Annotated in this window: 21 protein-coding genes; 8 read left to right on the top strand and 13 right to left on the bottom strand. The window is 66.6% G+C overall.

The annotated features are described in order from the left end of the window. On the bottom strand, window positions 1-1,065 hold the full coding sequence (locus Amac_RS43890) for a tetratricopeptide repeat protein (protein ID WP_155360378.1): 1,065 nt from the start codon (window positions 1,063-1,065) through the stop codon (window positions 1-3). Continuing rightward, window positions 1,043-1,447, bottom strand: coding sequence for an SAM-dependent methyltransferase (locus Amac_RS58225; protein WP_155360408.1), 405 nt, complete (start codon window positions 1,445-1,447; stop codon window positions 1,043-1,045). Before Amac_RS58225 ends, Amac_RS43890 begins: the two co-directional genes overlap by 23 nt. 373 nt (window positions 1,448-1,820) lie before the next feature. On the opposite strand from Amac_RS58225, the gene Amac_RS43880 reads away from it, so the two are divergent. Together Amac_RS43880 and Amac_RS43875 are read left to right on the top strand one after the other, a co-directional pair. Further along, on the top strand, window positions 1,821-2,915 hold the full coding sequence (locus Amac_RS43880) for a hypothetical protein (protein WP_155360377.1): 1,095 nt from the start codon (window positions 1,821-1,823) through the stop codon (window positions 2,913-2,915). A 21-nt stretch (window positions 2,916-2,936) separates the two neighbouring features. Continuing rightward, the gene (locus Amac_RS43875) at window positions 2,937-3,869 is read left to right on the top strand and encodes an inositol monophosphatase family protein (protein WP_246269084.1); all 933 of its coding nucleotides are present in this window, start codon (window positions 2,937-2,939) and stop codon (window positions 3,867-3,869) included. 469 nt (window positions 3,870-4,338) lie between these two features. Here the strand turns inward: Amac_RS43875 and Amac_RS43870 are convergent, their stop codons facing one another. From Amac_RS43870 to Amac_RS43850, 5 genes are all read right to left on the bottom strand, one after another. Then, entirely contained in the window at window positions 4,339-4,977 is a 639-nt protein-coding gene (locus tag Amac_RS43870) for a DUF4276 family protein (RefSeq protein ID WP_155360375.1), read from the bottom strand. After that, window positions 4,974-6,254 (bottom strand): AAA family ATPase, encoded by a 1,281-nt coding sequence (locus Amac_RS43865; protein ID WP_155360374.1) that lies wholly within the window; start codon window positions 6,252-6,254, stop codon window positions 4,974-4,976. The genes Amac_RS43870 and Amac_RS43865 overlap by 4 nt, the downstream gene beginning before the upstream one ends. A gap of 203 nt (window positions 6,255-6,457) precedes the next feature. After that, window positions 6,458-6,565: a DUF3387 domain-containing protein gene (locus Amac_RS56850; protein WP_246269086.1), complete on the bottom strand. Its 108-nt coding sequence runs from the start codon at window positions 6,563-6,565 to the stop codon at window positions 6,458-6,460. Between the two features lie 207 nt (window positions 6,566-6,772). After that, window positions 6,773-8,308, bottom strand: a complete 1,536-nt coding sequence (locus Amac_RS43855; RefSeq protein WP_155360373.1) for an aldehyde dehydrogenase (NADP(+)) — start codon at window positions 8,306-8,308, stop codon at window positions 6,773-6,775. Between the two features lie 112 nt (window positions 8,309-8,420). Then, a complete protein-coding gene (locus Amac_RS43850; protein WP_170322955.1) occupies window positions 8,421-9,170 on the bottom strand; it encodes a GntR family transcriptional regulator in 750 nt (249 codons plus the stop codon). Window positions 9,171-9,371: 201 nt separating this feature from the next. On the opposite strand from Amac_RS43850, the gene Amac_RS43845 reads away from it, so the two are divergent. The 3 genes from Amac_RS43845 to Amac_RS43835 are packed head-to-tail and all read left to right on the top strand — an operon-like array spanning window position 9,372 to window position 10,742. Beyond that, window positions 9,372-9,734, top strand: coding sequence for a hypothetical protein (locus Amac_RS43845; protein ID WP_155360371.1), 363 nt, complete (start codon window positions 9,372-9,374; stop codon window positions 9,732-9,734). Continuing rightward, window positions 9,727-10,209 carry a glycine-rich domain-containing protein gene (locus Amac_RS43840; protein WP_155360370.1) on the top strand — a complete coding sequence of 161 codons (483 nt, stop codon included), beginning with the start codon at window positions 9,727-9,729 and terminating at the stop codon, window positions 10,207-10,209. Before Amac_RS43845 ends, Amac_RS43840 begins: the two co-directional genes overlap by 8 nt. Continuing rightward, on the top strand, window positions 10,206-10,742 hold the full coding sequence (locus Amac_RS43835; protein WP_155360369.1) for a winged helix-turn-helix domain-containing protein: 537 nt from the start codon (window positions 10,206-10,208) through the stop codon (window positions 10,740-10,742). Before Amac_RS43840 ends, Amac_RS43835 begins: the two co-directional genes overlap by 4 nt. A gap of 141 nt (window positions 10,743-10,883) precedes the next feature. On the opposite strand, the gene Amac_RS43830 is transcribed toward Amac_RS43835, so the two are convergent. Beyond that, complete coding sequence (locus Amac_RS43830; protein WP_155360368.1) at window positions 10,884-11,381, bottom strand: DUF402 domain-containing protein; 498 nt, start codon at window positions 11,379-11,381, stop codon at window positions 10,884-10,886. 37 nt (window positions 11,382-11,418) lie between these two features. Here Amac_RS43830 and Amac_RS43825 point away from each other — a divergent pair, with 37 nt between their 5' ends. Next, entirely contained in the window at window positions 11,419-14,559 is a 3,141-nt protein-coding gene (locus tag Amac_RS43825; RefSeq protein WP_155360367.1) for an AfsR/SARP family transcriptional regulator, read from the top strand. Next, complete coding sequence (locus tag Amac_RS43820; protein WP_155360366.1) at window positions 14,556-16,121, top strand: DHA2 family efflux MFS transporter permease subunit; 1,566 nt, start codon at window positions 14,556-14,558, stop codon at window positions 16,119-16,121. The genes Amac_RS43825 and Amac_RS43820 overlap by 4 nt, the downstream gene beginning before the upstream one ends. A 45-nt stretch (window positions 16,122-16,166) precedes the next feature. Here Amac_RS43820 and Amac_RS43815 read toward each other — a convergent pair whose 3' ends face one another. From Amac_RS43815 to Amac_RS58220, 5 genes are all read right to left on the bottom strand, one after another. After that, window positions 16,167-17,852, bottom strand: a complete 1,686-nt coding sequence (locus Amac_RS43815) for a ribonuclease J (protein WP_155360365.1) — start codon at window positions 17,850-17,852, stop codon at window positions 16,167-16,169. 35 nt (window positions 17,853-17,887) lie between these two features. Next, complete coding sequence (gene dapA / locus Amac_RS43810) at window positions 17,888-18,805, bottom strand: 4-hydroxy-tetrahydrodipicolinate synthase (RefSeq protein WP_155360364.1); 918 nt, start codon at window positions 18,803-18,805, stop codon at window positions 17,888-17,890. A 215-nt stretch (window positions 18,806-19,020) separates the two neighbouring features. After that, complete coding sequence (locus Amac_RS43805; protein ID WP_246269083.1) at window positions 19,021-19,248, bottom strand: hypothetical protein; 228 nt, start codon at window positions 19,246-19,248, stop codon at window positions 19,021-19,023. A gap of 352 nt (window positions 19,249-19,600) precedes the next feature. Then, entirely contained in the window at window positions 19,601-20,911 is a 1,311-nt protein-coding gene (gene iscB, locus Amac_RS43800; protein WP_246269082.1) for an RNA-guided endonuclease IscB, read from the bottom strand. 318 nt (window positions 20,912-21,229) lie between these two features. Further along, window positions 21,230-21,982, bottom strand: a complete 753-nt coding sequence (locus Amac_RS58220; protein ID WP_373869939.1) for an ATP-binding protein — start codon at window positions 21,980-21,982, stop codon at window positions 21,230-21,232. A 179-nt stretch (window positions 21,983-22,161) separates the two neighbouring features. Here Amac_RS58220 and Amac_RS43790 point away from each other — a divergent pair, with 179 nt between their 5' ends. Then, window positions 22,162-22,866, top strand: coding sequence for a GntR family transcriptional regulator (locus Amac_RS43790; protein WP_155360361.1), 705 nt, complete (start codon window positions 22,162-22,164; stop codon window positions 22,864-22,866). The last annotated feature ends 366 nt before the right edge of the window (window positions 22,867-23,232 follow it).

The raw sequence follows: 23,232 nt of genomic DNA, 5'->3' as shown, positions 1-23,232 counted from the left end.
TCAATGGAGGCGCGAGCGCTGATCAGGTCCCCTCGAGCCCCGCTGAGCGCGGGCCAGGAGGAACAGCGCGTGGCCTTGGGAGTGCCGGTCGTGGAAGTAATCGAAAACCTCCACGGTTCCGCTGAGGATGTGTGCCGCCTCCGCCGCCCGGTCCAGTTCGATCAGCGCTTCGGCCTCGTTGGTGCCGGTGACGGCAAGCCAGTGGGCGGTATCGTCGAGTTCGGCGAAAATGAGCGAGCTGTCCTCAAAGTGCGCGCAGGCGTCCCGCAGGTGGCGCCGGCGCGTGCAGAGCAGACCAAGCGCGTTCACCGAACGCGCCTGGCCGAAACGGTCGCCCAGACAACGGTAGAGCTCCAGCGCGTGCCGATAGTGGGATTCGGCCTCCCGCAGGCGGCAGGTCCGGGCGTAAAGGTCGCCTAGGCTCTCGGCGGCCAGCGCCTGACCGGCGAGGTCGCCGTCGGCAACGGCGGAGGCGGCGCCGATGGCGGCGACTTCCCGCCAGTCGGTGACGGCGTTGCGGTGGGTGTAGACGGCGCGCAGCACGACCGACATCCGCCAGGCCAGCCCGTGCAGCCCAGCCTGAGCAGCCATGCGGACGACGGAGACGATCGTGGCCCGCTCGGCCTCCCACCACGCCAGCGCGGCCTGCGGCTGGTCGAAGGTCTTGGGCGTGACCCCGGCCGGGACCTCCTCCTCCAGGTCGTAGGCATCGCACGGGGCCAGAACGGCCTGAACCCAATCACAGGTATGCAGATACCAGGACACCAGCCGCACCAGCGCGTGATCCGCCTGCGCGGCCGATCGCCGGGCCCGCACGGATGCGTGGGCACGCAACGGCTCATCGATCCGGTACCGGCCGGGCACTACCCGCCTGATCAGACCCACCCCGTCGAACGCCTCCAGCAGGCTCAGGACCGGCCCGACCCGTCCGCCGTCCAGCGCGGCAGCCGACTCCAGCGAGAAATCAGCCCCGGGATGCAACCCGAGCAGCCCGAACAGCCGCGCGGCATCATCGGGCAGCGCTAACAATCCTTCTTCTCGTTCAGAGCGCGTCTGGACGTCCATTGATCTCCCTACCTCTCGGTTTGGCTGATCTGGAGGAAACTGCCAGGAACCCGCATAAAAGCAGAGGCCGCGACGGCAGGCGGGAAAGGAGCGGAACACCCGCTCGTGCCACCGCGCCGGGAATCCTCCTCCTCCACACCAATAGGGATTGATCGGGAAGAAACACCCGAGAGAGGAGTAAATCCCTCACCTGTGTCCGAAGATCGGGAGTCCGCTTGAAAATCCGCTCGGCCGCATCCCGGCCAACCGGGAAATGATCTTTCCCGCCAAGCAGCCAGTCATAGACCCGTGCGATGTTCGCCACATACGGATCAATGCCGGACACCGATACGCCGCCCTTACGGCCCCCAACGGTGTCGAGCGGAATAGCGTGTGTGAGCATCGCCCGCCGACCCTTGAGAAGCTCGGGACCCATCGGAAGCCCCGGAAAACCACCTGTGCCGACATGCTCCATAGACCACACCTCGTCTCGCGCGTAGCAGGTCATTTGACCTTCGCAGCCGAGGAGCGCTCATCACACCTACGACAGAGTGTGTAGACGCTCGGATCTACGGGTGGTGTTGACCTGCGCCTTTTCGTCAATAAGCCATACTCGCCCATTAGGATGGGCAACCTTGGTACGCGGACTCACCTACAGCCGTGCGGTAGTCGCCCGCGAACCGCGCTGAAGGCGCAGAGTGGTGGAGGAGCACGCTATGCCAGCTCAGAAGCGAGTCGATGTTAGTCCGCAAGCGCGCGGGCGGGAATTGGCACGTATGGGTAAGCAGCTGTGGCAGGAATCAGGATCGGTCAAAGAAGCTGCCGTCGAGTTGATGAATCGGAATCCTGATATCTGTAGCCTTCAGGCGCACCGCTACGCCTGTGGCCTCTCGCAAGATCAGGCCGCTCTTCGTTACAACGAGGTGACCGGTCATCAGACCAGCCTCGGCGGTACTTCCGTCAATGCCTGGGAGACATGGGCACGAAGCCATGGCAGAGCAGGGTCACCGCCGACGTTCTCAAGTTTGTTGATTCTCGCCACCGCGTACGGCCACGGTCCATTGGGCGTGGCCGATGAACCTATCTCCCCCAGCGACCTAGTGGCAGAGGCGTACGAACGACTTGCCCCCGAAGATCAGCTTTCGCTCAAGAGATTTACTGCTGCAACCTTGCCGTCCACGCGCCCGGAGACGCAGGAGATGGCTTTCCCAGCCAGGGTGCCGCGATCGGAACTATCGCCCTCGGGACTGCTCATCGCAGAGGGCAACATCATCGGCAGCGATTTCAGTCTCGCGGTGCCCACCGTTGAGTACGGAAATCCTGCGATCCGTCTGTTCTCGTTACCAAACCCTCAGCCCGGTCAGTTGCTGAACTTGACATGGGCATGCTTCGGATTGGGGCTCGAACGGCTCATTCACCAAATCAAGAACCTGGGGCGGCGACTGGAAGCGGATGCCTGCTTCGGGATTAACGAAGCTGGCCTAGTTATGGCCACCTTCCTTGCGTCTGCGCAATTCGGGCGCTGCCCTATCGGTTACCTCAAGTGCATCAAGAACCGTGATGAAATCGCCCTCGATGGCGCGTCGGTCTATCCGAATCTGCGCGAGGCTCCGACGATCGTTCTGTGTGACTTCGAGGTCAAACACGCAAACGTCGTCGGCTTCATCACGCAAGAGATCCGCCAGCGCTACCCCGAGGCTGAAATCTACTTTGTTGTCTTCGGTGCGATGACGAAAGACCCTGGACTGGAGGTGGCAAGTTTCGACGACCTGACCGGCGCCGGAATCATGAGAGCTGCCGATTTTGCCGCAGTATTCATAGCCGCGACGATGAGTCCCCCCGGGATCGAACCGCCCCTAGAGCTACGCTGACCAGAAGAAAGGCAACCCATCGTGACGTCTGAATCGCTGTTGCCAGACATCGCGCAACATCTCGCCAACCTGGTTGCGACGATTATCAGCGAGATCCGCCCTCGACTGATCGAGGCCGCTCTTTCAGGCGAGAGCGCGGAGAGTGAGAATCCACGACACGCCGACAACTTCCTGTCGGCCTATGACCTATGGATGCACGAACGATACAAACAGCTAATCTCGGAGTGGCTTCCGTCGTACATCTACGCCTCCGAAGAGGCAGACCCGCAGGTAATCGGCGATGATCCCGATCCCGATCTCTGTGTCTTGGTTGATCCGCTCGACACCAGCGAACTTGCCGTTCGAGCCCTATACGGATACACGCACGTCCTGGTCTACTCGCGTGCCCTTGCGCGCCCAATCGCAGCTGTGGTTGGAGACATCTTCCACCACCTACAGATCTATGTCGCGGCCCGTTTCCATACTGGAGAAGACCAAGCCTTCCTTATCGCAGCAGACGGGAGTCGCCACCCACTTCGTCTGAGAAAGTCCGCTGCACTGTCGGATTCATTGGTCACCAATTATCTCATGAAGCCAATGGAACGCTTTCTCCCGCTGGCCGAGCAAACCCAACTCATGCAGGCGTTGAGTCAGAGGTCTCGGAACGGGGTGAACCGGGGGCGCATCGGTGTCGACTTCGGGTCGATTGGCCTATGCCATGTTGCCGCAGGCTTTTCTGACGCGATGATCGAGTTCGCTAAGGGATTCGCGATCTGGGACCTTGCCCCAGGCCATTACATCCTCAAAGCCGCTGGCGGCGTTGTCCTCGACCTTCAAGGTCGTCCCCTACCTCTCGACTTCCGGTTCGGGACGTTGGCCGATGTCGTGGAGGCCATGAACCAGCGGCAGAAATTTGTTGCCGCCACCGACCTGACGCTCGCTCAAGACGTCGTCAAAGTAATGGCAAGAACATGAGCATCGGCCGCTTGACACGGAATGACACGCACTCGAACTTGAGCGAAGGTCCGACTCCGCGATAGAGGGGCAAGGCGTCCTTGAACAGCGGCACGGCGAGTATCGGAATACCAAGCCCCATCAGTCACAGATGGCACCCCGACCGCGAACGTGTCCGCGATCCCGGTTGCCCACTTGTTGATGCTGTTGAAGGTGGCTGGGGCCACAATCACCGCAAGAAGGCAGCCCTTTCGGCTGATCTGGTGCCCGGTACGCACTCCGTACGAGATCGCCGGTGAGTTGTTCCACTTGCCCGATATCGACGAAGCCTGCCCCCATCGGGGTGGCAATCACATGTACCTATGAGGTGCCCTAGAGATTCCGGACAGCGTCTGGCTCAACCATCCGCTCAGCGCAAAAGATCGCGACCAGTATCACCTGCTGAACATGCGCGACAAACTTGGAGGCCGGGTCATTTTGCGTGATCAACTCACGCAGGTCGCCCACGGCCTCCACCGCCCTTTCCCGCGTAATCCTGGATGAGAAGCTCAATGTCTCGCCAGAATTTGTCGAAGGACGGGGCGTTCATGCGGGCTAGGTGAAGGTCGAACTGGGCGGCGAGGCTGGTCTGGTGCTTCTTCGGGCTGTACGGGCGGCCGTCCATCCGGCGCTTGGACAGCCACTCCTTGCAACCTCGGGGTTGCTCCGGGTCGGCTGGTTCCTGGAGGTCGGCCGCCAGGCCCGCACAGCCGCGCAGCGAACTGGCGGAGGCGAGGAACCAAGCTTCGAACTCGCGGTTGGCGAGCACGACGACAATTCGCAGGTCGGGCCGGGCTCCCCGGGCGCGGGCGAGGAGCCGGGGACCAAGTTGAGCGGGACAGTCGTCATCAGCGTCAAGGAGCACCAGCACACCAGTCACGTCGTCGAGACCGGCGACTGCCCGATCGAGCTCGGACTCGATGCCGCTCTCAGCGACCAGAGAGTCTCGGCTTACTCGCCAGGGCCGGGGCACGTCCACCCAGAGATCAGGGGCAATCTCAGTGGCGAGCCTGCGGAGGAGGACTGGCAGTGCCTGTACCTCGCCTTCGCCCTCAACGATCGTGACGATCCGGAGAGACGTGTCGGTCACTCTCTGTTCTCCCCATGGGCGTCGTCAGCGGGACGAAGCTGCCCGTGACGGTGATAGTCCGCCAGGTACGACGGGTTCTTCCGCAAGGCAAGCAGCATCTTGTCGCTCAGCTCACCGATCCTGCTGACCCCGTCGACCATCTCAACGATCCGCAGGCTCGACGGCTCGATTTCCTCCGCCGACAGCAAGTCGGAGCTCTGCGTAGTAGCGATCACCTGTGTCCACTGTGAGGCCTCCTCCATCGCCGCCAAAAGCCCCGACACCTTGGCCGGATGGATAGCGAGCTCAGGTTCCTCGATGGCCACCAGCGAGATACCGCCGGTTAGGGCATCCGGCTGGTTCAGAGCAGCGAGTACACCCGCTCCGCGAACGGTTCCCTCCGAGAGTTGCTCGCGCTGGAAGACCTGAACGGACGGATCGCCGGCATGAACGTCCCCGGAGTTCACCGCCTCCCAGAAGGGCACGACGGGATCGCCACTCCAGAAACGGGCCTGAATGGTGGCGTAGTCGCCCTGCATCCGACGGTCGACACCGAGCAATGACGGGATCAGCCAGCGCAGCCACCCGTCCACCGACTCCTTGACCTCGGAATGACGGTCTGACAGTAGGCCGAGGATCTGGCCCAGGTGCTCACCCCGCTCCCCGAGCTGTGTCTGGCTGACCCTGGTGTCATCCAACTCGCGGAGCACATCAGTATCGAGGTCATAGAACCTCATTGAAGCAAGCGCGCGCAGCAGGGTGTCGTACGGTGAAAGGCGACCCACGATCGGTAGGAGCAGTTCATCCGGATCCAGCCGGGCCCCTGGAAGACCGTCGCCTCGAACTTCCCGTTCCCGCGCTCCGCCAACCTGGCCAACGGAATACTGCGCGTGCACCTCCTGGACCGTCAGCTGAAGACTCTCGGCAACCACCAGGACCGAACGTTTGCTCTCCGGATTTCGGCCGATCTGGATCTCATAAGTCGCCTCACCCTGGCCAGGTCCAAACGAGAGATCAAGGCCGATCAGGAAGGAGGACGCCTCGCCGCCCGTGGACTCGGCCTTTCGCAGGAGCGACCCAAGACTGCCTCGTTTAGCCACGGCACGCGAAGGGGACAAGACGAGCGCGTCGCGCACGAAGCGGATCGCGTCCAGGAAGTTGGACTTCCCCGCCGCGTTGAAACCAGCCAGGATCGTGAGCGGCTCCAACCGGACGTCACACTCAGCGATCGACCGAAAGTCCCGCACGCGAACCCTGGTCACAAATGGCGAAGCCGGCCTTGAGATCTTCTCGCTCATGTCATATCAACCCCTCGCCCCTGCACGAGTTCTACACCAAGAGCTCGTTGACCCGAGTGACGGTGCCGAATTGCGTCGGATTGTCGCCTGAGGCGACGGCTCCAAATCGATCGCCGCGACCACGCCGTCCCGCTGGGACCCGGTAGAGCCTCTTCCAGACGACAGTCTGCCGGATGCCGGTCGCAGAATCGCCAACGCTCTCCTCACCGAGTGCCGTCCTTCGACCACACACCTGCGAAATGCTCCATCTGCCGCAGAACCAGTTCAATGACCTTGCCCTCATGGTCCAGCGGATAGTTGTAGCGAGCCAGCTTGACGGTCGCCCGCAGGAAAGCCCGGACCGGCTCACAGGAGATCCAATCCTTCTTTGCGATTCGCCTTCACCTGAACAACCAGCTCGCGCGCGATGACGGCATGCTGTTGACGATCAGCGACTCCAGCCCGTCGTCGGGGTCCTTGGCCCGGTTGATGACGGCCTTGCGCCGGGAGTCGCGGAGTGCGGAGCCTTCACGAAAGCCTCAACGGCTGCCGTCCACCCGGCGGGGGACGTTGAGCGGGTTGTCGTCACGCAGCTCCGGTGGGAGCAGGGTGTCCGGCCAGTTCTGGTACGCGACGGGGGCCAGCCAACGGCTTATCGCGGTCGCTCCTACCGAGGTGTGCGCGGCCGAGGTGGATGCGGGCCAGGGACCGCCGTGATGCATGGCCCAGCAGACGGCGACGCCGGTCGGCCAGCCGTTCCAGATCACGCGTCCGGCAAGGCGGGTCAGGACGTCGGCGATCTGCTCGGCTTCGGCCGGGTCTGTCGCGTGTACGGTCGCTGTCAACGAGCCGGGAAGCCGCTCCAGGACCTCACCAACACGCGAAATATCCCGATATTTCACGACTAGTGCCGCAGGGCCGAAGCATTCTTCCGCGAGATCCGGGAGACGGTCAGCGAAGCTTCCCAGATCGGTGACGAACACACGCGGCACGACACTTCCAGCAATTCCGGAGATGTCGCCCGAAGCGCCCTCCTGACCGATTCTGGCAATGTCGCCCGTCGGAGCGGTTTCCTGGCCGATCGCGAGTTCCGTCGCCCCGAGTGCGAGGCGCGCAACCCCCTCCTCGTACCCGTCGCGGATCTTCGGTGTGAGCATCGGGCCGCCGGTCGTTTCGGAGACCGCGTGCGCGATGGCCTTGAGGAGCGTGTCGTCGTCGGGGACGAAGAGCAGGCCCGGATTCGTGCAGAACTGGCCGACGCCGAGTGTCAGCGAGCCCGCGAAGCCGGTCGCCAGGCTCGTCACGTCGCCGTTCAGCGCGGACGGCAGCACGATGACCGGATTGACGCTTCCCAGCTCGCCGTAGAACGGGATCGGGTCCGGGCGCTCGTTGATCAGTCCCTGGATGGCTTTGCCGCCGTGAATCGAGCCGGTGAAGCCGACCGCGGCCACGGCCGGATGCTGGACGAGGTATCGCCCGGCGTCCGCGCCCTGAACCAGTCCGAGCAGTTCGGGCTCGGGCAGGGCGGCCTGGATGACGGTGGCGACCAGCCCGGAAAGTACGGGATGTCCGGGATGTGCCTTCACCACGACCGGGCAGCCCGCGGCCAGCGCCGACGCCACGTCGCCTCCGGCGACGGAGAACGCGAACGGGAAGTTGCTGGCGGCGAACACGCCGACCACGCCGGGCAGCGGTTGGTTCATCCGCCGGATGTCCGGGCGCGGGGGCGTCAGCTGAGGATCGGCGTGGTCGATGATCGCGTCGAGGTATCCGCCGTCGCGCAGAACTTCGGCGAACAGGCGGAATTGCCCGGCCGAACGGGCGATCTCCCCGCGTAGCCGTACCTCGCCGAGGGCGGTTTCCGTGTCGGCGGCGCGCCACAGGTCGTCGGCGCTCGCCATCAGCGCGTCCGCGACCGCTTCCAGCACGATCGCCCGTTCCGCGGCGGGCGTGACTCGCCAGGCCCGCCCCGCCGTGGCCGCCGCCTCAACGATCGCCACGACCTGCTCTTCCGTGCTCTCGGGAATCGGCTCACCAACCGCTCGGCCGGTCCGCGGATCCAATGCAATGATCACTACAACCACCCTTCAGTAATATGTGCCACCCTATTGGGAATAGGCGCCCCATATCACGGTGGGCTAGTACGCATGGCGTGAGACGCGCGGCCCGGATCCCATGCTGTCCCGACTAGTCCATCGGGACGTCGTATGTGAACCTGTGCCATCCCGCATCGAACAGGAAGCTGGTCGCTTCGACCGCGTGTTCTCCCGCGTAGATCGTGCGCGACAACTCCACGACTGGAGTGCCGGGGAGCAAGTTGAGGGTCTCGGTTTCCTGCGGGGTGGGCATACGCGCTACGAAGACCTCCCTGGCTTCCGTCAGTGGCCTGCCCAGCACGCTGGCCAGTTCGGCGTGGACGCCGCCGGGAATGGCCTCATGGCGCGCGATCCGCGTCCCCTGCACCTGCTCGGCGATGAAGTAGGAGTTCGCTGTTTGGGCGGGGTCGCCATCGAGGGTGATGAGGTGACGGCGGCGGACCAGCAGGGTGCCGGTGGGGACATCAAGGAGTTCGGCGATCTCGGCGGGTGCGGGAACGGTGGCGACGCCGAGGAGTTGGAGTTCGCGACGAATGTCCTGCTGTGCAGTCTCGGCCTGGGTCGGCGAGGTTCCCGCCGGGCGGTGGGACCGTAGATGGCGCTTGGACCCGTGCCGGTCGTACCGCTTGAACTTGCGGACGAAGATTCCCTTGCCTGGCCTGCTGACGATGCGCCCCTCGGTGCGAAGAATGTTCACCGTCTCCCGCACGGTGGCCTTGGTCGTGCCGTAGCGGGTGATGATCTCGCTTTCGGATGGCATGAGGCCACCTGGTGGGATCTCGCCCGAGTCGATTCGCCGTCGTAGGTCATCGGCGATTTGGCGCGCACTGGGACCAGCCACGATGCGTTTCCTCCTGTACGAGGGGTCGCTCTCCCCTCATCACCAGCCTAGGGCGGTCTCCCTAGGGGAGACGACACGCCTGGGATGAACTTCCCCTCACCCATTGACAACCTCCCTAGGGGAGCTGCAAGGTTTGACTACCTCCCTAGGGAGTTCGCCCTAGGGAAGTACCCTACATCGTTCGTCCGATTGGAGGTCGGCTTGATCGCCAACCCGAGCAAGAAACCTGCACGACAGCCGTCGATGCAACCGGCCAACGATGCGCACCCCATCCACGTCGAACCCGGCAGGGCGGCATTGGAACGGGGACAGCAGCAGTACCTGCATCTGGTGCGGCTGGCGTGGGATCTCCACCTGCTGGGGGTGGGTTCGGCTGTTGAGGTCGGTCCTGAGCGGGTGCCTGCGGTACGGATCGCGCGGGCATCTGGCCCGGTGCGGGTGATGGCATGGGTTACCGATGAGGGGGCCTGGGTCTTCACCTGGGGGCACAGCCGGGACAAGCGCATCGAGGTGTGGGATGCACGGGCGGCATCGCGGATCGCAAGGCTGGCGCAAGATGACTGAACTGTTTTCCGAATCCCTGGTCAGGGTCGAGTTGCCGCATCGGGAGCACGTCCGGGCGCTGCTTGACGACATGCTGTGGGGCAGGCTGACGCGGCGGATCGTGCTCGAGTATCCGGGGCTGTACCTGCCTGCGGCCGAACGGGTCATGAATGAGGCGCTGGGGTTTCTGCGGCTGCTGGCACAGGAGCCTCGCGCGGGCTATGCGCTTTCTCCCCGCGTCGGCGTCGGCTGGCACGTCTTCGTTCTCCACACCCGCGAGTACGCGGCGTTCTGTGCGGGGCTGGCGGGTCGTTTCCTGCATCACACGCCCCGCGATGAGGACGGCACCAGTGCTGAGGCCGGTCAGAGGGCCGGGGGCGTGGTTCGTACCCTCGCGGCGATGCGAGCGCGGGGGTTGGCGGTGGATGAGGCGCTGTGGTTCGGGATGAGCACGGGGACCTGCTGTGTGGGGTACGCGGAGGAGGTGCTGGCATGACCGATGCGCGCTGGCGGCCGTTGTTCATATCGTCTCGCCGGATCGAACTGGACAGGGAAGGACCGGACCCGCTCTATCGGCAGATCGCACACATCCTTCGGGATCAGATTCAGAGCCGGGAGTTCAAAGAGGGAGACATGCTCCCGAGCGAAGATGAGCTGATGAAACGCTTCGAAGTATCACGAAGGACCGTCAACAAGGCGGTGAAGATCCTTCGGAAGGAAGCGCTGGTTACCTTCTCGCCGGGATACGGAACCGTTGTAGGGCGATGGTTGAGCTTCCCTCCTCTGCTCCCCTCTCAAGCGAATTGCCCGTATCGGACGATCGCCGATGAGGTGATCTCGAAAATTAGGGACGGGACATATCTGCCTCTTGAGGCACTTCCCGGCATAAAGCATCTCACTCGCACGTACGGGGCGAGTCGGACCACCATCCGGCGAACCCTGGCCCTGTTACGAGATCTGGGCTGGATATACAGCGTGCAGGGGAAGGGAAGCTTCGTCGAACATGAGGACAACTGGCCGGGCCAGTAACCCTGGTATCCGGTCAACCCGGTCGTGCTGAACGGCGGATTCCAAAGAGGCGGGCATGCCAGCGGCCATACCTTCACGGTGATCACAACTCTTCCTCTAACCGGCCCACATCCGGAGTATCGGCCATACGCACAGCAACTCTCAGCTGACCTGGTCGAGCCAGCGCGTGTGTGCGCCGCCGAATGGGCCGGTGCCTTGGGCGACCGCCGTCATCAGCCAGGTGGCTGAGCGTTCTGCGTTCTCGATGACGTCGAGTGGGTACTCGAACCAGACCTGGTGTTCCGCGAACTCGTCCACGTCGTCGAGGAAGACCGTGCCGTCGGCGCGTTTGATCACGTCTAGGTCGAGGTCGATCATGGTGACCTCGCCGTCCTGCCATTCCGGCACGGTGGTGATGTCGCAATAAATCGCCATTTTGTGGCCGATGGGGTTGAAGGTTGCCGTCCACCAGGTCTCCCGGGGGAAGAGCAGGACGAACGGCAGTTTCCACACCACGGGTGGTCCTTCGCCCAGTCTGCCGACCGTTCCGGCGGGGCAGCCGGCCCAGACCCCGTGCTCGTCCTCGCCCAGCCGCCGGGCCGGATGGTTCCAGTGCAGGGTGCCGCCGTACTTGCGGTAGACCACCTCGATGCCAGACATCAGCCGACAATAACTGATCGTGGGCCAGAATTGACGTATGCGTTTTGGCGTCCTGGGCCCGACGGAGGTCCGGCGAGACAGCGGGGAGATCGTCGCCGTCGTCGGTCCGCGCCTGCGCATCCTGCTCGGGATGCTCGTCCTTGACGCGGGCCGGGTGGTCACCACCGACCACCTGATCGACGGCCTGTACGGCGAGGAGCCCCCGGCCGGGGCCGCGAACGCCCTGCAGGCCCAGGTCTCCCGACTTCGCCAGCTGCTGGACGCCCCGGTGATCGTGCGCCATCCGGCGGGATACCAGCTGGACGTCGACCCCGAGTCCGTGGACGCGCGCCGCTTCGAACGGCTGGCGGCGGCGGGTCGTGCCGCGCTGGCCACCGGGAACACCCGCCGGGCCGCGGACCTGCTTCGCGAAGGGCTGGACCTCTGGCGCGGCCCCGCGCTGGCCGACCTCGGCGAGACCCTCGCGCCCTCTGCCGTACGCCTTGAAGAACTCCGTCTCAACGCGCTCGAAGATCACGCGGAAGCCGTACTCGGCAACGAGTTCGGCGGGCACGATCTCGCCACCGAACTGGGCGACCTGGTCGCCGCGCATCCCCTGCGGGAGCGCCTGCGCGGCCTGTTCATGCGCGCGCTGGTCGCCACCGGACGGCAGGCGGAGGCACTCGCGACGTACGAGGACGGCCGGCGCTTGCTGGCCGAGGAACTGGGCGCGGACCCCTCGCCCGAACTGGCCGAGATCCACCTGGCCATCCTGCGCGCGGAGGCCCCACCCCCGAGAAAGGACCTCCCCGCCCAGCTCACCCCACTGATCGGCCGCGCCGACGAACTGGCCGTGATCGGCGGCCTGCTGTCCGAATCGCGCCTGGTCACCCTGACCGGCCCCGGTGGCACCGGCAAGACCCGCCTGGCCATCGAAGCAGCCACCCAAGCCGGACGGCCGGGGATTGAGGTCTGCTTCGTTGAGCTGTCGCCCTTGGTGGATGGTTCTGAGGTGACGCAGGCCGTGCTGGCGGCGGTGGGGCTGCGGGAGACCGGGCTGTTGCCGGCCACCACGCGGCAGGGCACCGACCCGGTCGACCGGCTGGTGACCGCGCTGGCGGATCGGGCGCTGCTGGTGGTGCTGGACAACTGCGAGCACGTGGTCGAGGCGGCTGCCGCGCTGGCGGGACGGCTGCTCGGCGCCTGCCCGAAGCTGCGGGTGCTGGCCACCAGCCGGGAGGCGCTGGGGATCACCGGGGAGCGGCTCTGCCCGGTCCCGCCGCTCGCCCTGCCCCCGGTGGACGCGACGCTGCCGGAGGCGCTCGCCTACCCGGCGATCCGGCTGTTCGCCGACCGAGCCAGCGCTGTACGCCCTGATTTCACGCTGACGGCCGACGACCTGGGCCCGGTGTCGCGGATCTGCCGGGCGCTGGACGGGCTGCCGCTGGCGATCGAGCTGGCCGCCGCCCGGCTGCGCTCGCTGACCGCGGCCGAGGTGGCGGCCCGGCTGGAGCGCACCGACAAATTCCAGCTGCTCTCCCGGGGAAGCAGGGTCGCCGAACCCCGCCATCGCACGCTGCGCGCGGTGATCGAGTGGAGCTGGGACCTGCTCGACGAGGCCGAGCGCACGCTGGCCCGGCGGCTGACGGTGTTCGCGGGCGGGGCGACGCTAGAGGCGGCCGAGCGGGTGAGCGGGCTGCCCGCCGACGAGGTCATCGACTTGCTGACCGGCCTGGCCGACAAGTCCTTCGTCGAAGTGGCGGGCGACCGTTACCGCATGCTCGACACGATCCGCGCCTTCTGCGCCGAGGAACTGGCCGAAGCCGACGAAGCCGAAGCCCTCAAAGCCGCATATGTCGGATATTTCCTGGAACTGGCGGAGACGGCGGACCCGCTGCTGCGCACCGCCGACCAGCTGGACTGGCTGCGCCTGCTCGACGCCGAGCACGACAACCTGATCTCCGCCCTGCACCGCGCCGACGAGAACAGCGCCTTCCGCATGTTCTCCGCGCTGACCTCCTACTGGTGGCTGCGCGGCCTGCGCAGCGAGAGCGCCGCGATCGCGGCCGACCTGCTGACCAAACTCGGCCCGGAGCCACCCGACCGCGAGGAGTACGCCCTGTGTGTGCTCACCCTCGCCACCGGCGGCCGCCACGGGCTGGACCTGCGCCCCCACCTGGAGCGCGCCGACCGCATCATGCAGTCCATCAACTGGCTCCCCAACCAGCCGTACGTGAACGTGCTCTGGGCCACGGTCCTCGGGCCGCCCTCCAAGGAGAAGTCCGACTCCCTCCAGGAACAGCAGCGGCACGTGCCGATGGACCCCTGGACCCATGCGCTCGCCGAGTTCGGCTGGGGACTGCTCGCCCTCTTCGAAGGGCGGGTCGAGGACGCCGAGCGCCTGCTGCGGCCCTCCTTCCGCGCCTTCCAGGCCCTCGGCGAACGCTGGGGCATGGCGATGACGCTGATCGGCCTGTCCGATGTGGCCGAATGGCGGGGGGAGCGGGCCCGCGCGCTCACCTTCATCGAGCAGGCCATGGAGCTGGTCGAACGCCTCGACGCCACGGTGGACCTGGCCGAGCTGCTGTGCCGCAGGGCGGCCCATCGCTCCGTCGTCGCCGACCAGTGGGAGGCGGCCCGCGCGGACTACGAGCGAGCCGCCGAGCTCTCCCGGCGGGCCGGCGCCCCGGAAATGCTGGCCCGCGCCCACGTCGGCCTCGGCGAGCTGGCCCGCCGCCAGGGCGACCTGCCCGCCGCCCGGCGGCTCTGCGAATCCGCCGTGACCAGCTCCAGCGAGTGGTTCAGCGCCGACGAGATCCGCCTCTTCGCGCACATCGCGCTCGGCTGGATCTCCGTCGCGGAAGGCGACGCCGACCAGGCCGAGAACTGGCACCGCGCCGCCCTCGTCTCCGGTTTCTCGCACCGCAACCTGCTCATCGCCGCCCGGGTCGCCGAGGGCCTGGCCGGGGTCGAGGTCGTCCGCGGCGACCAGGTCCGCGCCGCCTCCCTGCTCGGCATCAGTACGGCCCTGCGCAGCGGCCACGACCCCGACGACCCGGATCGCACCTGGGTGGCCGAGCAGTGCCGTACCGCCCTGGGCTCGGTGGCGTTCGAGCGGGCATACCAGAGCGGCCTCGTCAGCGGCCGTCAGCGCGCGGTGGGCAGCTGGTCAGCGGCCTCCCTCACGCTGCTTCCATGACTTCTTCAGTAACAAATGCCCGCAAGTGGGGCACGCTGGTCATCTCCTGCCTGGCCATGCTGCTGCTCGCGCTCGACCTCACCGTGCTGCACCAGGCGATGCCCAAGCTGGTGGAGGACATGGGCCCATCGGCCACCCAGCTGCTGTGGATCCTGGACATCTACGGCTTCGCGCTGGCCGGTCTGCTGATCACGATGGGCAATCTGGGCGATCGCATCGGCCGCAAGCGGCTGCTGCTGATCGGCACCGTCGCGTTCGGGGCGGCCTCCGCGCTCACCGCGTACGCACCGACGCCGGAGCTGCTGATCGCGGCGCGCGCCCTGCTGGGCGTGGCCGGGGCGACCATCATGCCGTCCACCTTGTCGATCATCAGGAATGTGTTCACCGAGCCGAAGGAGCGCACCGCCGCCGTCGGCATTTGGAGCAGCATCTCCGCCCTCGGCTTCGCCGTCGGCCCGGTGGTCGGCGGGCTGCTGCTGGACCACTTCTGGTGGGGCTCGGTGTTCCTGATCAACGTGCCGATCACGATCGCGCTGCTCATCGGCGGCTGGCTGCTGCTGCCCGAGTCGCGCAACCCGCGCTCCCGGCCGCTCGACCTGATCAGCGTGCCGCTCTCGTTCGTCGGCGTGATCGGCCTGGTGTACGCGATGAAGGTCGCCGCCCACGACGGCATCGGCGATCAGGCGGTCTGGATCTCGGCCGCGATCGGCGTGGTCGCCCTGGTGGTGTTCGTCCGGCGACAGACCCGGCTGACCGAGCCGCTCATCGACGTCAAACTGTTCCAGCACCGCGCCTTCACCGGGTCGATCGCCGCCAACGTGATCATCCTGTTCTCCATGCTGGCCATGTCGGTCGCCTTCGCCCAGTATTTCCAGCTCATCCGGGGCTGGTCGCCGCTGATGTCAGGGCTGGCCGGGATACCCGGCGGTGTCTCGGCCGCCATCGGCGGCGGACTCGCCGGCGTCCTGGTGAGCGCCATCGGCCGGGCCAAGGTGGTCACGTTCGGCCTGCTGCTCACCGCGCTCGGACTGTTTCTCTACAGCCTGATCGGGCTCGACACCCCCTACCTGCTCATGTTGCCCGCGATGCTGATCAGTGGCGTGGGCATGGGCTTCACCTTCGCGGTCACCAACGACACCATCCTCGCCTCGGTGCCCCGGGAACGGGCGGGCGCGGCCTCGGCCATCTCCGAGACCGCGACCGAGGTCGGCGGCTCGCTCGGCATCGCCGTGTTGGGCAGCGTGATCGGCGGCCTGTACACCCAGCGCCTCGTCCCGCCCGCCGGCCTGCCCGCCGAGGTCGCGGACGCGGCCAGGGAGTCGCTGGGCGGCGCCGTCCAGGCGGCCACCACCCTGCCCGCACAACTCGCCGACGCGCTGATCGGCGCGGCCCAGCGAACCTACATCGACGCCATGCACGCGAGCGCCGTCACCGGCGCCGCCCTGCTCGCCATCCTGTCCTTCGCCATCCTGTACGCGCTGCGCGGCGTGCCCAAGGAGATCCCCGAGGTCATCCTGGACGACGAGGGCCGGGTCGTCGAGGAACCGGTCCAGGTCCCGTAAGCACACAAACGGCGCGTGACCCTGGGTCACGCGCCGTTCGGGTGTCTAGATCTCCACGACCACCGGAATGATCATCGGGCGGCGGCGGTAGGAGTCGCTCACCCAGCGGCCGAGCGTGCGGCGCAGCACCCGGCGGATCTGCTGCACGTCCGCCACCCCGTCGGCCGCCGCGTCCTGCAGGGCGCGCTCGATCTGCGGGATGACCAGGTCCAGCGAATCCGGGTCGATGCCGGAGCCACGCGCGGTGATCTCCGGCCCGCCGGACAGCTTGCCGGTGGTCGAGTCGACCACGACCACCACCGAGATGAAGCCCTCGTCGCCCAGGATCCGGCGATCCTTGAGCGCCACCTCCGTGATGTCGCCCACGGAGGTGCCGTCCACGAACACGTAACCGGCCGGGACCGCGCCGACGACCTTGGCCTGGCCGTCCAGCAGGTCCACCACCACGCCGTCCTCGGCGATCACGATGTTCTCGTCCGGGACGCCGGTCAGCCGGGCCAGCTTGGCGTGCGCCCGCAGGTGCCGCCACTCGCCGTGCACCGGCATGAAGTTCGACGGCTTGGTCGCGTTCAGCACGTACAGCAGCTCACCGGCCGCCGCGTGCCCGGACACGTGCACCAGCGCGTTGCCCTTGTGCACGACGCGGGCCCCCCAGCGGGTCAGCCCGTTGATGACCTTGTTGACCGCCGTCTCGTTCCCCGGCACCAGCGAGGACGCCAGCAGCACGGTGTCGCCCTCGGCCACCCGGATCGGGTGGTCCCGGTTGGCCATCCGGGACAGCGCGGCCATCGGCTCGCCCTGGGAGCCGGTGCAGATCAGCACCACGTCCTCCGGCGGCCACTCCTCGATCTCCCGGGAGTCCACCAGCAGGCCCGGCGGCACCTTCAGATAGTTCAGGTCGCGGGCCACCCCCATGTTGCGGACCATCGAGCGGCCGATCAGGGCGACCTTTCGACCGTACTTCTCGGCCGAGTCGATCGCCTGCTGGACACGATGGATGTGCGAGGCGAAGCAGGCCACGATGATGCGCTTCTCGGCGGTCCTGATCACGTCGTCGATGATCGGCGCGATGTCCCGCTCGCTGGTGACGAAGCCGGGCACCTCCGAGTTGGTGGAATCCGACATCAGCAGATCCACACCCTCGGCGCCGAGCCTGGCGAAACCCCCCAGGTCGGTCAGCCGGCCGTCCATCGGCAGCTGATCCATCTTGAAGTCGCCGGTGTGCAGCACGATCCCCGCCGGGGTGCGCACGGCCACGGCCAGCGCGTCCGGGATGGAGTGGTTGACCGCGAAGAACTCGCACTCGAACGGCCCGAACCGGCGCCGCTCCCCCTCCACCACCTCCTGCTTGACCGGCTGGATGCGATGCTCGGTGAGCTTGGCCTCGATCAGCGCCAGCGTCAGCTTCGCGCCGACCAGCGGAAGGTCCCGCTTCTCCCGGAGCAGGTACGGCACCGCGCCGATGTGATCCTCATGGGCGTGGGTCAGCACGACCGCTTCGATGTCGTCCAGACGGTCCCGAATGTAGTCGAAATCCGGCAGGATCAGGTCGACGCCTGGCTGGTCAGGCTCCGGGAACAGCACCCCGCAGTCGACGATCAGCAGCCGCCCGTCGAACTCGAAGACCGCCATGTTGCGGCCGATCTCCCCGAGGCCGCCGAGCGCGACGATGCGCAGGCCGTGCTCGGGCAGTGGCGGCGGGGGGCCGAGTTCGGGGTGTGGATGGCTCATCCGCGACCCTCTTTACTATGTTCTCCTGAACGCACTCAGTCTCCTGTGATTTTGAGGCCGCCCGCGACTAGATCCGCGCGGAGCAGCGCGATTTGCTCGGTTGTTGCGTCGACCAGCGGGAGCCGGGCCACGCCGGCGTCCTGGCCGATAAGTCTCAGCGCGGCCTTCGCCATGATCGCGCCACCGGCGCGGTTCATGATCCCGGAAACCACGGGGAGCAGGCGCCGGTGAATCTCCAGCGCGGCCGCGACCTCCCCGGCCCGGTAATGCTCGATCATCATCGCCAGGTCCGCGCCGGCGACATGGCCGATCACGCTGACGAACCCCGCCGCCCCGACTGACAACCAGGGCAGGTTGAGGGTGTCATCGCCAGAATAGAAGGCCAGGTCGGTGTGCGCGCTGACCATGGAGCCGGCGAACAGGTCGGCCTTGGCGTCCTTGACCGCGCGGATGGCCGGGTGGTGCGCCAGCCGGAACAGCGTCTCCGTCTGGATCGGCACACCGGAACGCCCGGGGATGTCATAGAGCATCACCGGCAGCGCGGTCGCGTCGGCGACCGTGGTGAAATGCTGGTAGAGCCCCTCCTGCGGCGGCTTACTGTAATACGGCGTGACCACCAGCAGGCCATGCGCCCCCGCCCGCTGAGCCGCCCGCGCCAGCTCCACGCTGTGCGCCGTGTCGTTGGTGCCGACCCCGGCGACGACCGTCGCCCGGTCGCCCACCGCCTCCAGCACCGCCCGAAGGATACGCTCTTTCTCCCCGTCCGTGGTGGTCGGAGACTCCCCCGTCGTGCCGCTCACGACCAGGCCGTCATTGCGCTGCTCGTCCACGAGGAAGGTGGCCAGGCGTTGCACACCCGGATAGTCAACCGCGCCGTCGGCGCTGAACGGGGTCACCATGGCGGTGAGCATGCGGCCGAAGGGGGCGTCAGAGGTTCGAGTTGGCGGGGCCATAAACCGAACGGTACCCGGATCCGCCGAAACGGTGGACCTCGCCACCCCGCTAGCCTCGCCCGCCCGGGCGCGCCCAACGAGAAAGAGGCCGCCGATATGTGCTCGGGGGTACACACATCAGCGGCCTCTATCCGTTGAATCGCCGTTTCTTACACGCGCGTTACAGACTCCTGGAGAGAATTTTTCGGTCTTCTGAGGCTGGAGTAAGCCGCAGGTCAGCGGGCCTGCCCCAACAGCAGCCTCAGCCACACCCGCTCAGCCCGCGCCGCGACAAGCCGCTCGGTCTCATGCACCCGCTGCCCATCAGGCCCCCGGACGGTACGCCGGATGAACCGCAGCCCACCCGCCTGGCAGAGCTCGTAGATGGTCGCCCGGCACTCACACGTGTGCTGCCTGACCCTGGTCCGATCCGCCCGCGCCACCGGCACCAACCAGAGCAACACCTCACAACCCGCCTGCGCGGGAGCTACGTGCAGCCCATGCACCTCAAACCTATCGACGAGATTGTGGGAAGGCTGCGAGCGGAACTGGTGGTGAAGCTTGCCGGAGAGGTCGTCTGAAGGTTCGTTGGGAGGATCGTCTGCGGGGGTGCCGTGGGGATTACCCGCCGGGTTGTCTCGGACGTTGTCTGCCGCACTGTCGCGGACGTCGCCTGCCCGGCTGTTTTGGGAGTCGCCTGCTGGGTTGTCGTGGGGGTTGTCGGCGTCATCGCATCCTCCCGCGGATACTTCGGCGTTCACGCCGGAGAGGAAACGGGAGTGGGAGGGCCGCCAAGGGCCTGAGCATGCGGGGACATCAACTCTCTTCTCCTCGGACGGTGTAGGCGTAGCCGTCGGCTCGTTGGAGCAGATGGACATGCCGGTAACCGATGCCCTGACGGGTGCCGTGGGCGGTGGTGAGGTTGAAGCGGCCGCTGGTGCGGACGGCGACGCGGCCGGTATGGACGCCGGCGTTTGTTCCCGACGGCACGCGTGCGCGGACCAAATCCCCGGTGCGGAATCCGTGGACCTGCTTGAGGCGAGGCAGACGCAGCCGAGGGAAGCCGTACTTGTCGGTGCGGGTCCGGGCGTAGGAGCCGCGCCCGGTCGCGGTGACGATCAGGACCGTGCCGGGCCAGCCGGTCACCTGGTCCAGGTGGCCGACGTGCAGCGCGTCCAGGGAGTGGGACTTCGGTGCCCCGGTCCGGGACCGATTCCACTTGGTACGGCCCCCGCTGCCGGTGTGGACGGGCAGAGCGGTCGCGGTCAGGGCATGCCACAGCGCCCACCGTGTCGCGTTGACCGCGGCCGCATCCCGCAACGGAGCCTTGGCCTGCGCCTCCACCCTGGCCAGAGCGTCCGGTTTCCCGGCCAGGAACTCCTGGACCGGCAGGTTGTCCTTGGCCTGATTGCAGGGCACGCAGGCGAGCGTCAGGTTCGACACCCGGTCGCTGCCGCCCCGCGAACGCGGCCGGATGTGGTCGATGTTGAGCGGGACGCCGCCCGCGCCGCAGTAGGCGCACCTGCGGCCCCCCTTGGCGAGCAGGTATTGGCGAATCTCGTAGCCCGCCAGGGTGCCCTGCTGGTATTCCACACCCGACAGTGGCTTGCCCGCACTGAGCTGGTGGGTGTCGAACGCGACCCGTTCGACGTGTACCGCTCGCAGGGGAACCCACCGGGTCAGCCGGTCGATCCACGACAGGGTGGTGTCGAGGCGGTGCCGCAGGGATGGGGCAAGCCACCCCTGCGGCCGAGTCCGGTTGTTGAAGCGGCGCGCGCGGTAACGCAGGTTCCGTGAGCGGCGTCCTCTCCGGTAGGCGGCCCTGCGGGCCAGCTTGTCGCGGATCGCGGCGCCCCGGTGGTCGAGCTGGATGGCGTACAGGCCGCTACGGCGCCCATCGTGGCTGGTGAAGACCGCGATCCCGGTGTGTCTGCTGCCGGGGTCGATGCCGACGTGAGCTCCGCCCACGGTGGACTGATCGACGGTCCGGTCCTTCAACCGGATGATGAAGGGGGTGTGTCGTGCCACAACCGCCCGCCCGGAGGCCAGGAGCTTGCGGGCGCGAGCGGGGTGGCACGGGTCGAGCGGACGGCCCTGGGCGTCCAGGACGAACACGACCGGATGCACGATCGGATGTTGGCCCTTACGGGCCGCTCCCTCAGACGCTGGAGCGCCTGAGGGGTGACGCCGGTCAGGTGGTGCGGCCTGACCGGTCTCCCCTCGCTCATGTTCCACGCCAGGTACGGCGTAGCCGTGTCCGTGGGCCGTTTCGTCCCGACCCGGGGTGTCTGCTCCCACGGATTCCAGAGCAGCCCGCTGAGGAAGCACGGGCTGGTGGGTCTGCTGTCTTACGTGAAACGTAGCCATCAAAGATGCACCTCCTGTTCGTGATGGCTGGAGCTGGTCAATACGGGCTTGCCAGCACCTGGTGGTACCTCAAGCCCCCTAATTCAAAGGGGGTCGTTGACCGGGGGTCAGGGATCCTCTGCGGTGTTCCTGCCGCGAGGGCGGACAAAAGGCGGGCCAATCCGCACGATCGGGAGGGACGTAGGGGCGAGCACGGTCGCCGTTTCGGCCGAATTTGGATCTGGCCTGGCCTTCCAGTGCCTCTTCAAGCGGGCGCTCCAACGGATCGTGCGGGGGTCGGCGGAACCCAGGGCGAAGTCCGGATAGAGCAAAGGGGCGAGTGAGTGGGAGATCCACCAGACCTTCGAACGCGTCCTCCAGCGGAACCGACGGGGACGGGCGGAGCCCGGACAGAACAAAAGGGAGGGTGGGTGGGAGATCCACCACACCTTCGAACGCGTCCTCCAGCGGAACCGACGGGGGTGGGTGGAGTGCGGAGGGGCAGGTATTCGGTTCGGAGGGGTTGAGGACGGCCCAGGCGGTGGTGGAGTTGGTTAGGGTCTGGTGGCCCCAGGTGTTGGCTAGGGTGCGGACGATGAAGAGGCCGCGGCCGGTGTCCTCGTTCGGGGTTGCGTGTCTGACCTGGGGAAGCAACTCGGATCCCTGGTCTGTGACTTCGACGCGAATAGAACGTTCCTGGCGTATCGCGCCAACAATGACATTTCCCTCGTCTTTCGATCGGCTGTAACGCACCGCATTCGTGAAAAGCTCGGAAACGACGAGTTCGGCGTCATCGATCCGGCCGTGACCTGCGAAGAACTGCCGTACGAAGATCCGGGCGACCGCCGCCATGGGCGGGATGCCAGGCAGTTCGATGGTCCAGCGATCCGTCCATTGAGCCATGCTTTGACCCCCTAAGGTCGGTTGTTGATGCTCTGTAAAGTTGGAATCACAGATCATGTCCATTACTCTGGGTTGTCCATCGGATACGCCAAGATTGGAAAACGCTTCACAATCCGAGGGATGGATGGATGGCCAACTCCGATCCGGTTTACCTGCGCGTCGTTGAGGACCTCCGCCGACAGATCGCCGACGGCGCCCTGCCGCCGGGAGCCCCGATCCCGTCCCGGCACCAGATCACCCGCAAATACGGCGTCGGCGAGACCGCGGCCCGCCACGCGCTCCGGGTGCTGGCCCAGGAAGGGCTGATCATTGGTCGTGTCGGCTCCGGCCACCGGGTCAGAGAACGGCCGACCCTGCTTCCCTTGCACCGGGGCCAGGCCCCCTTCTCCGTCGACATGCATGCTCAAGGCCGCCGCGCCACCTGGGACTGGCAAACCGAACCCGCGGAGGCCACCCCCGACATCGCGGCCCGCCTCCGCCTCGACATCGCGGCCCCGATCACCAAAACCCGCTTCGTCTACCGCGGCGACGGCAAACCCGTACAACTGGCCACGTCGTACGAACCGGCCGGCCTCGGCGACAGCGGCGAGGACGTGAGCAACGTGACCGGCCGCCTGTCCGCACTCGGCATGAAAATCACCGAAGTGATCGAACACGTCTCCAGCCGCGTCCCCCAGCCCGCCGAGAGCGACGTCCTCGACCTCCCCGCCGGCGTACACGTCCTCCACATCGAACGCACCCACTGGTCCGGCGACCGCCCAGTCGAAACCAGCGACATCGTCATCCCCTGCGACCAGTTCCGCCTGGTCTACAGCCTCCCCGTCCCCTCCTGACCACCACGACCAACCCCCCGAACCTTCCCGCGCAGAACCCGCATACGCGAAGCCCAGTCGCCCACCAACGCGCGCAAAACCCACTCGCTCAGAACCCACGTAGACGACGCGGCCAGAGTGCGCGCAAGCCACCACCAGGCCCACGCCCCCGAACCGAAGGAGCACAGGCCCAGAGCACACGCGAACCCCCGCCACCAAGCCCTCAGGCGCAAGCCCGAGAAGCGCGAGGCCGTGGCGCAGACGAGCCCGCACCGCCAAACCGCCCCGCGCAAGCCCAAGGAACGCGAAACCGGGGTACACAGGAGCCCTCGCCACCAGGCCCTCACGCGTGAGCCCGCCATCCACGCGAACTCGCACGACCAAACC

The sequence above is a fragment of the Acrocarpospora macrocephala genome, assembly GCF_009687865.1.
GTDB classification, from domain to species: Bacteria; Actinomycetota; Actinomycetes; order Streptosporangiales; family Streptosporangiaceae; genus Acrocarpospora; species Acrocarpospora macrocephala.
The sequence above is the reverse complement of the archived record's forward strand: the minus strand, read 5'-3'. Positions and strand labels throughout refer to the sequence as shown.

Bases quoted from the DNA above. Each gene is read 5' to 3' on its own strand.
- Amac_RS43890 (WP_155360378.1), bottom strand. From the start codon at position 1,065: ATGGACGTCCAGACGCGCTCTGAACGAGAAGAAGGATTGTTAGCGCTG.
- Amac_RS58225 (WP_155360408.1), bottom strand. From the start codon at position 1,447: ATGCTCACACACGCTATTCCGCTCGACACCGTTGGGGGCCGTAAGGGC.
- Amac_RS43880 (WP_155360377.1), top strand. From the start codon at position 1,821: ATGGGTAAGCAGCTGTGGCAGGAATCAGGATCGGTCAAAGAAGCTGCC.
- Amac_RS43865 (WP_155360374.1), bottom strand. From the start codon at position 6,254: ATGAGCGAGAAGATCTCAAGGCCGGCTTCGCCATTTGTGACCAGGGTT.
- Amac_RS43840 (WP_155360370.1), top strand. From the start codon at position 9,727: ATGACTGAACTGTTTTCCGAATCCCTGGTCAGGGTCGAGTTGCCGCAT.
- Amac_RS43835 (WP_155360369.1), top strand. From the start codon at position 10,206: ATGACCGATGCGCGCTGGCGGCCGTTGTTCATATCGTCTCGCCGGATC.
- Amac_RS43830 (WP_155360368.1), bottom strand. From the start codon at position 11,381: ATGTCTGGCATCGAGGTGGTCTACCGCAAGTACGGCGGCACCCTGCAC.
- Amac_RS43825 (WP_155360367.1), top strand. From the start codon at position 11,419: ATGCGTTTTGGCGTCCTGGGCCCGACGGAGGTCCGGCGAGACAGCGGG.
- Amac_RS43820 (WP_155360366.1), top strand. From the start codon at position 14,556: ATGACTTCTTCAGTAACAAATGCCCGCAAGTGGGGCACGCTGGTCATC.
- Amac_RS43815 (WP_155360365.1), bottom strand. From the start codon at position 17,852: ATGAGCCATCCACACCCCGAACTCGGCCCCCCGCCGCCACTGCCCGAG.
- dapA (WP_155360364.1), bottom strand. From the start codon at position 18,805: ATGGCCCCGCCAACTCGAACCTCTGACGCCCCCTTCGGCCGCATGCTC.
- Amac_RS58220 (WP_373869939.1), bottom strand. From the start codon at position 21,982: ATGGCGGCGGTCGCCCGGATCTTCGTACGGCAGTTCTTCGCAGGTCAC.
- Amac_RS43790 (WP_155360361.1), top strand. From the start codon at position 22,162: ATGGCCAACTCCGATCCGGTTTACCTGCGCGTCGTTGAGGACCTCCGC.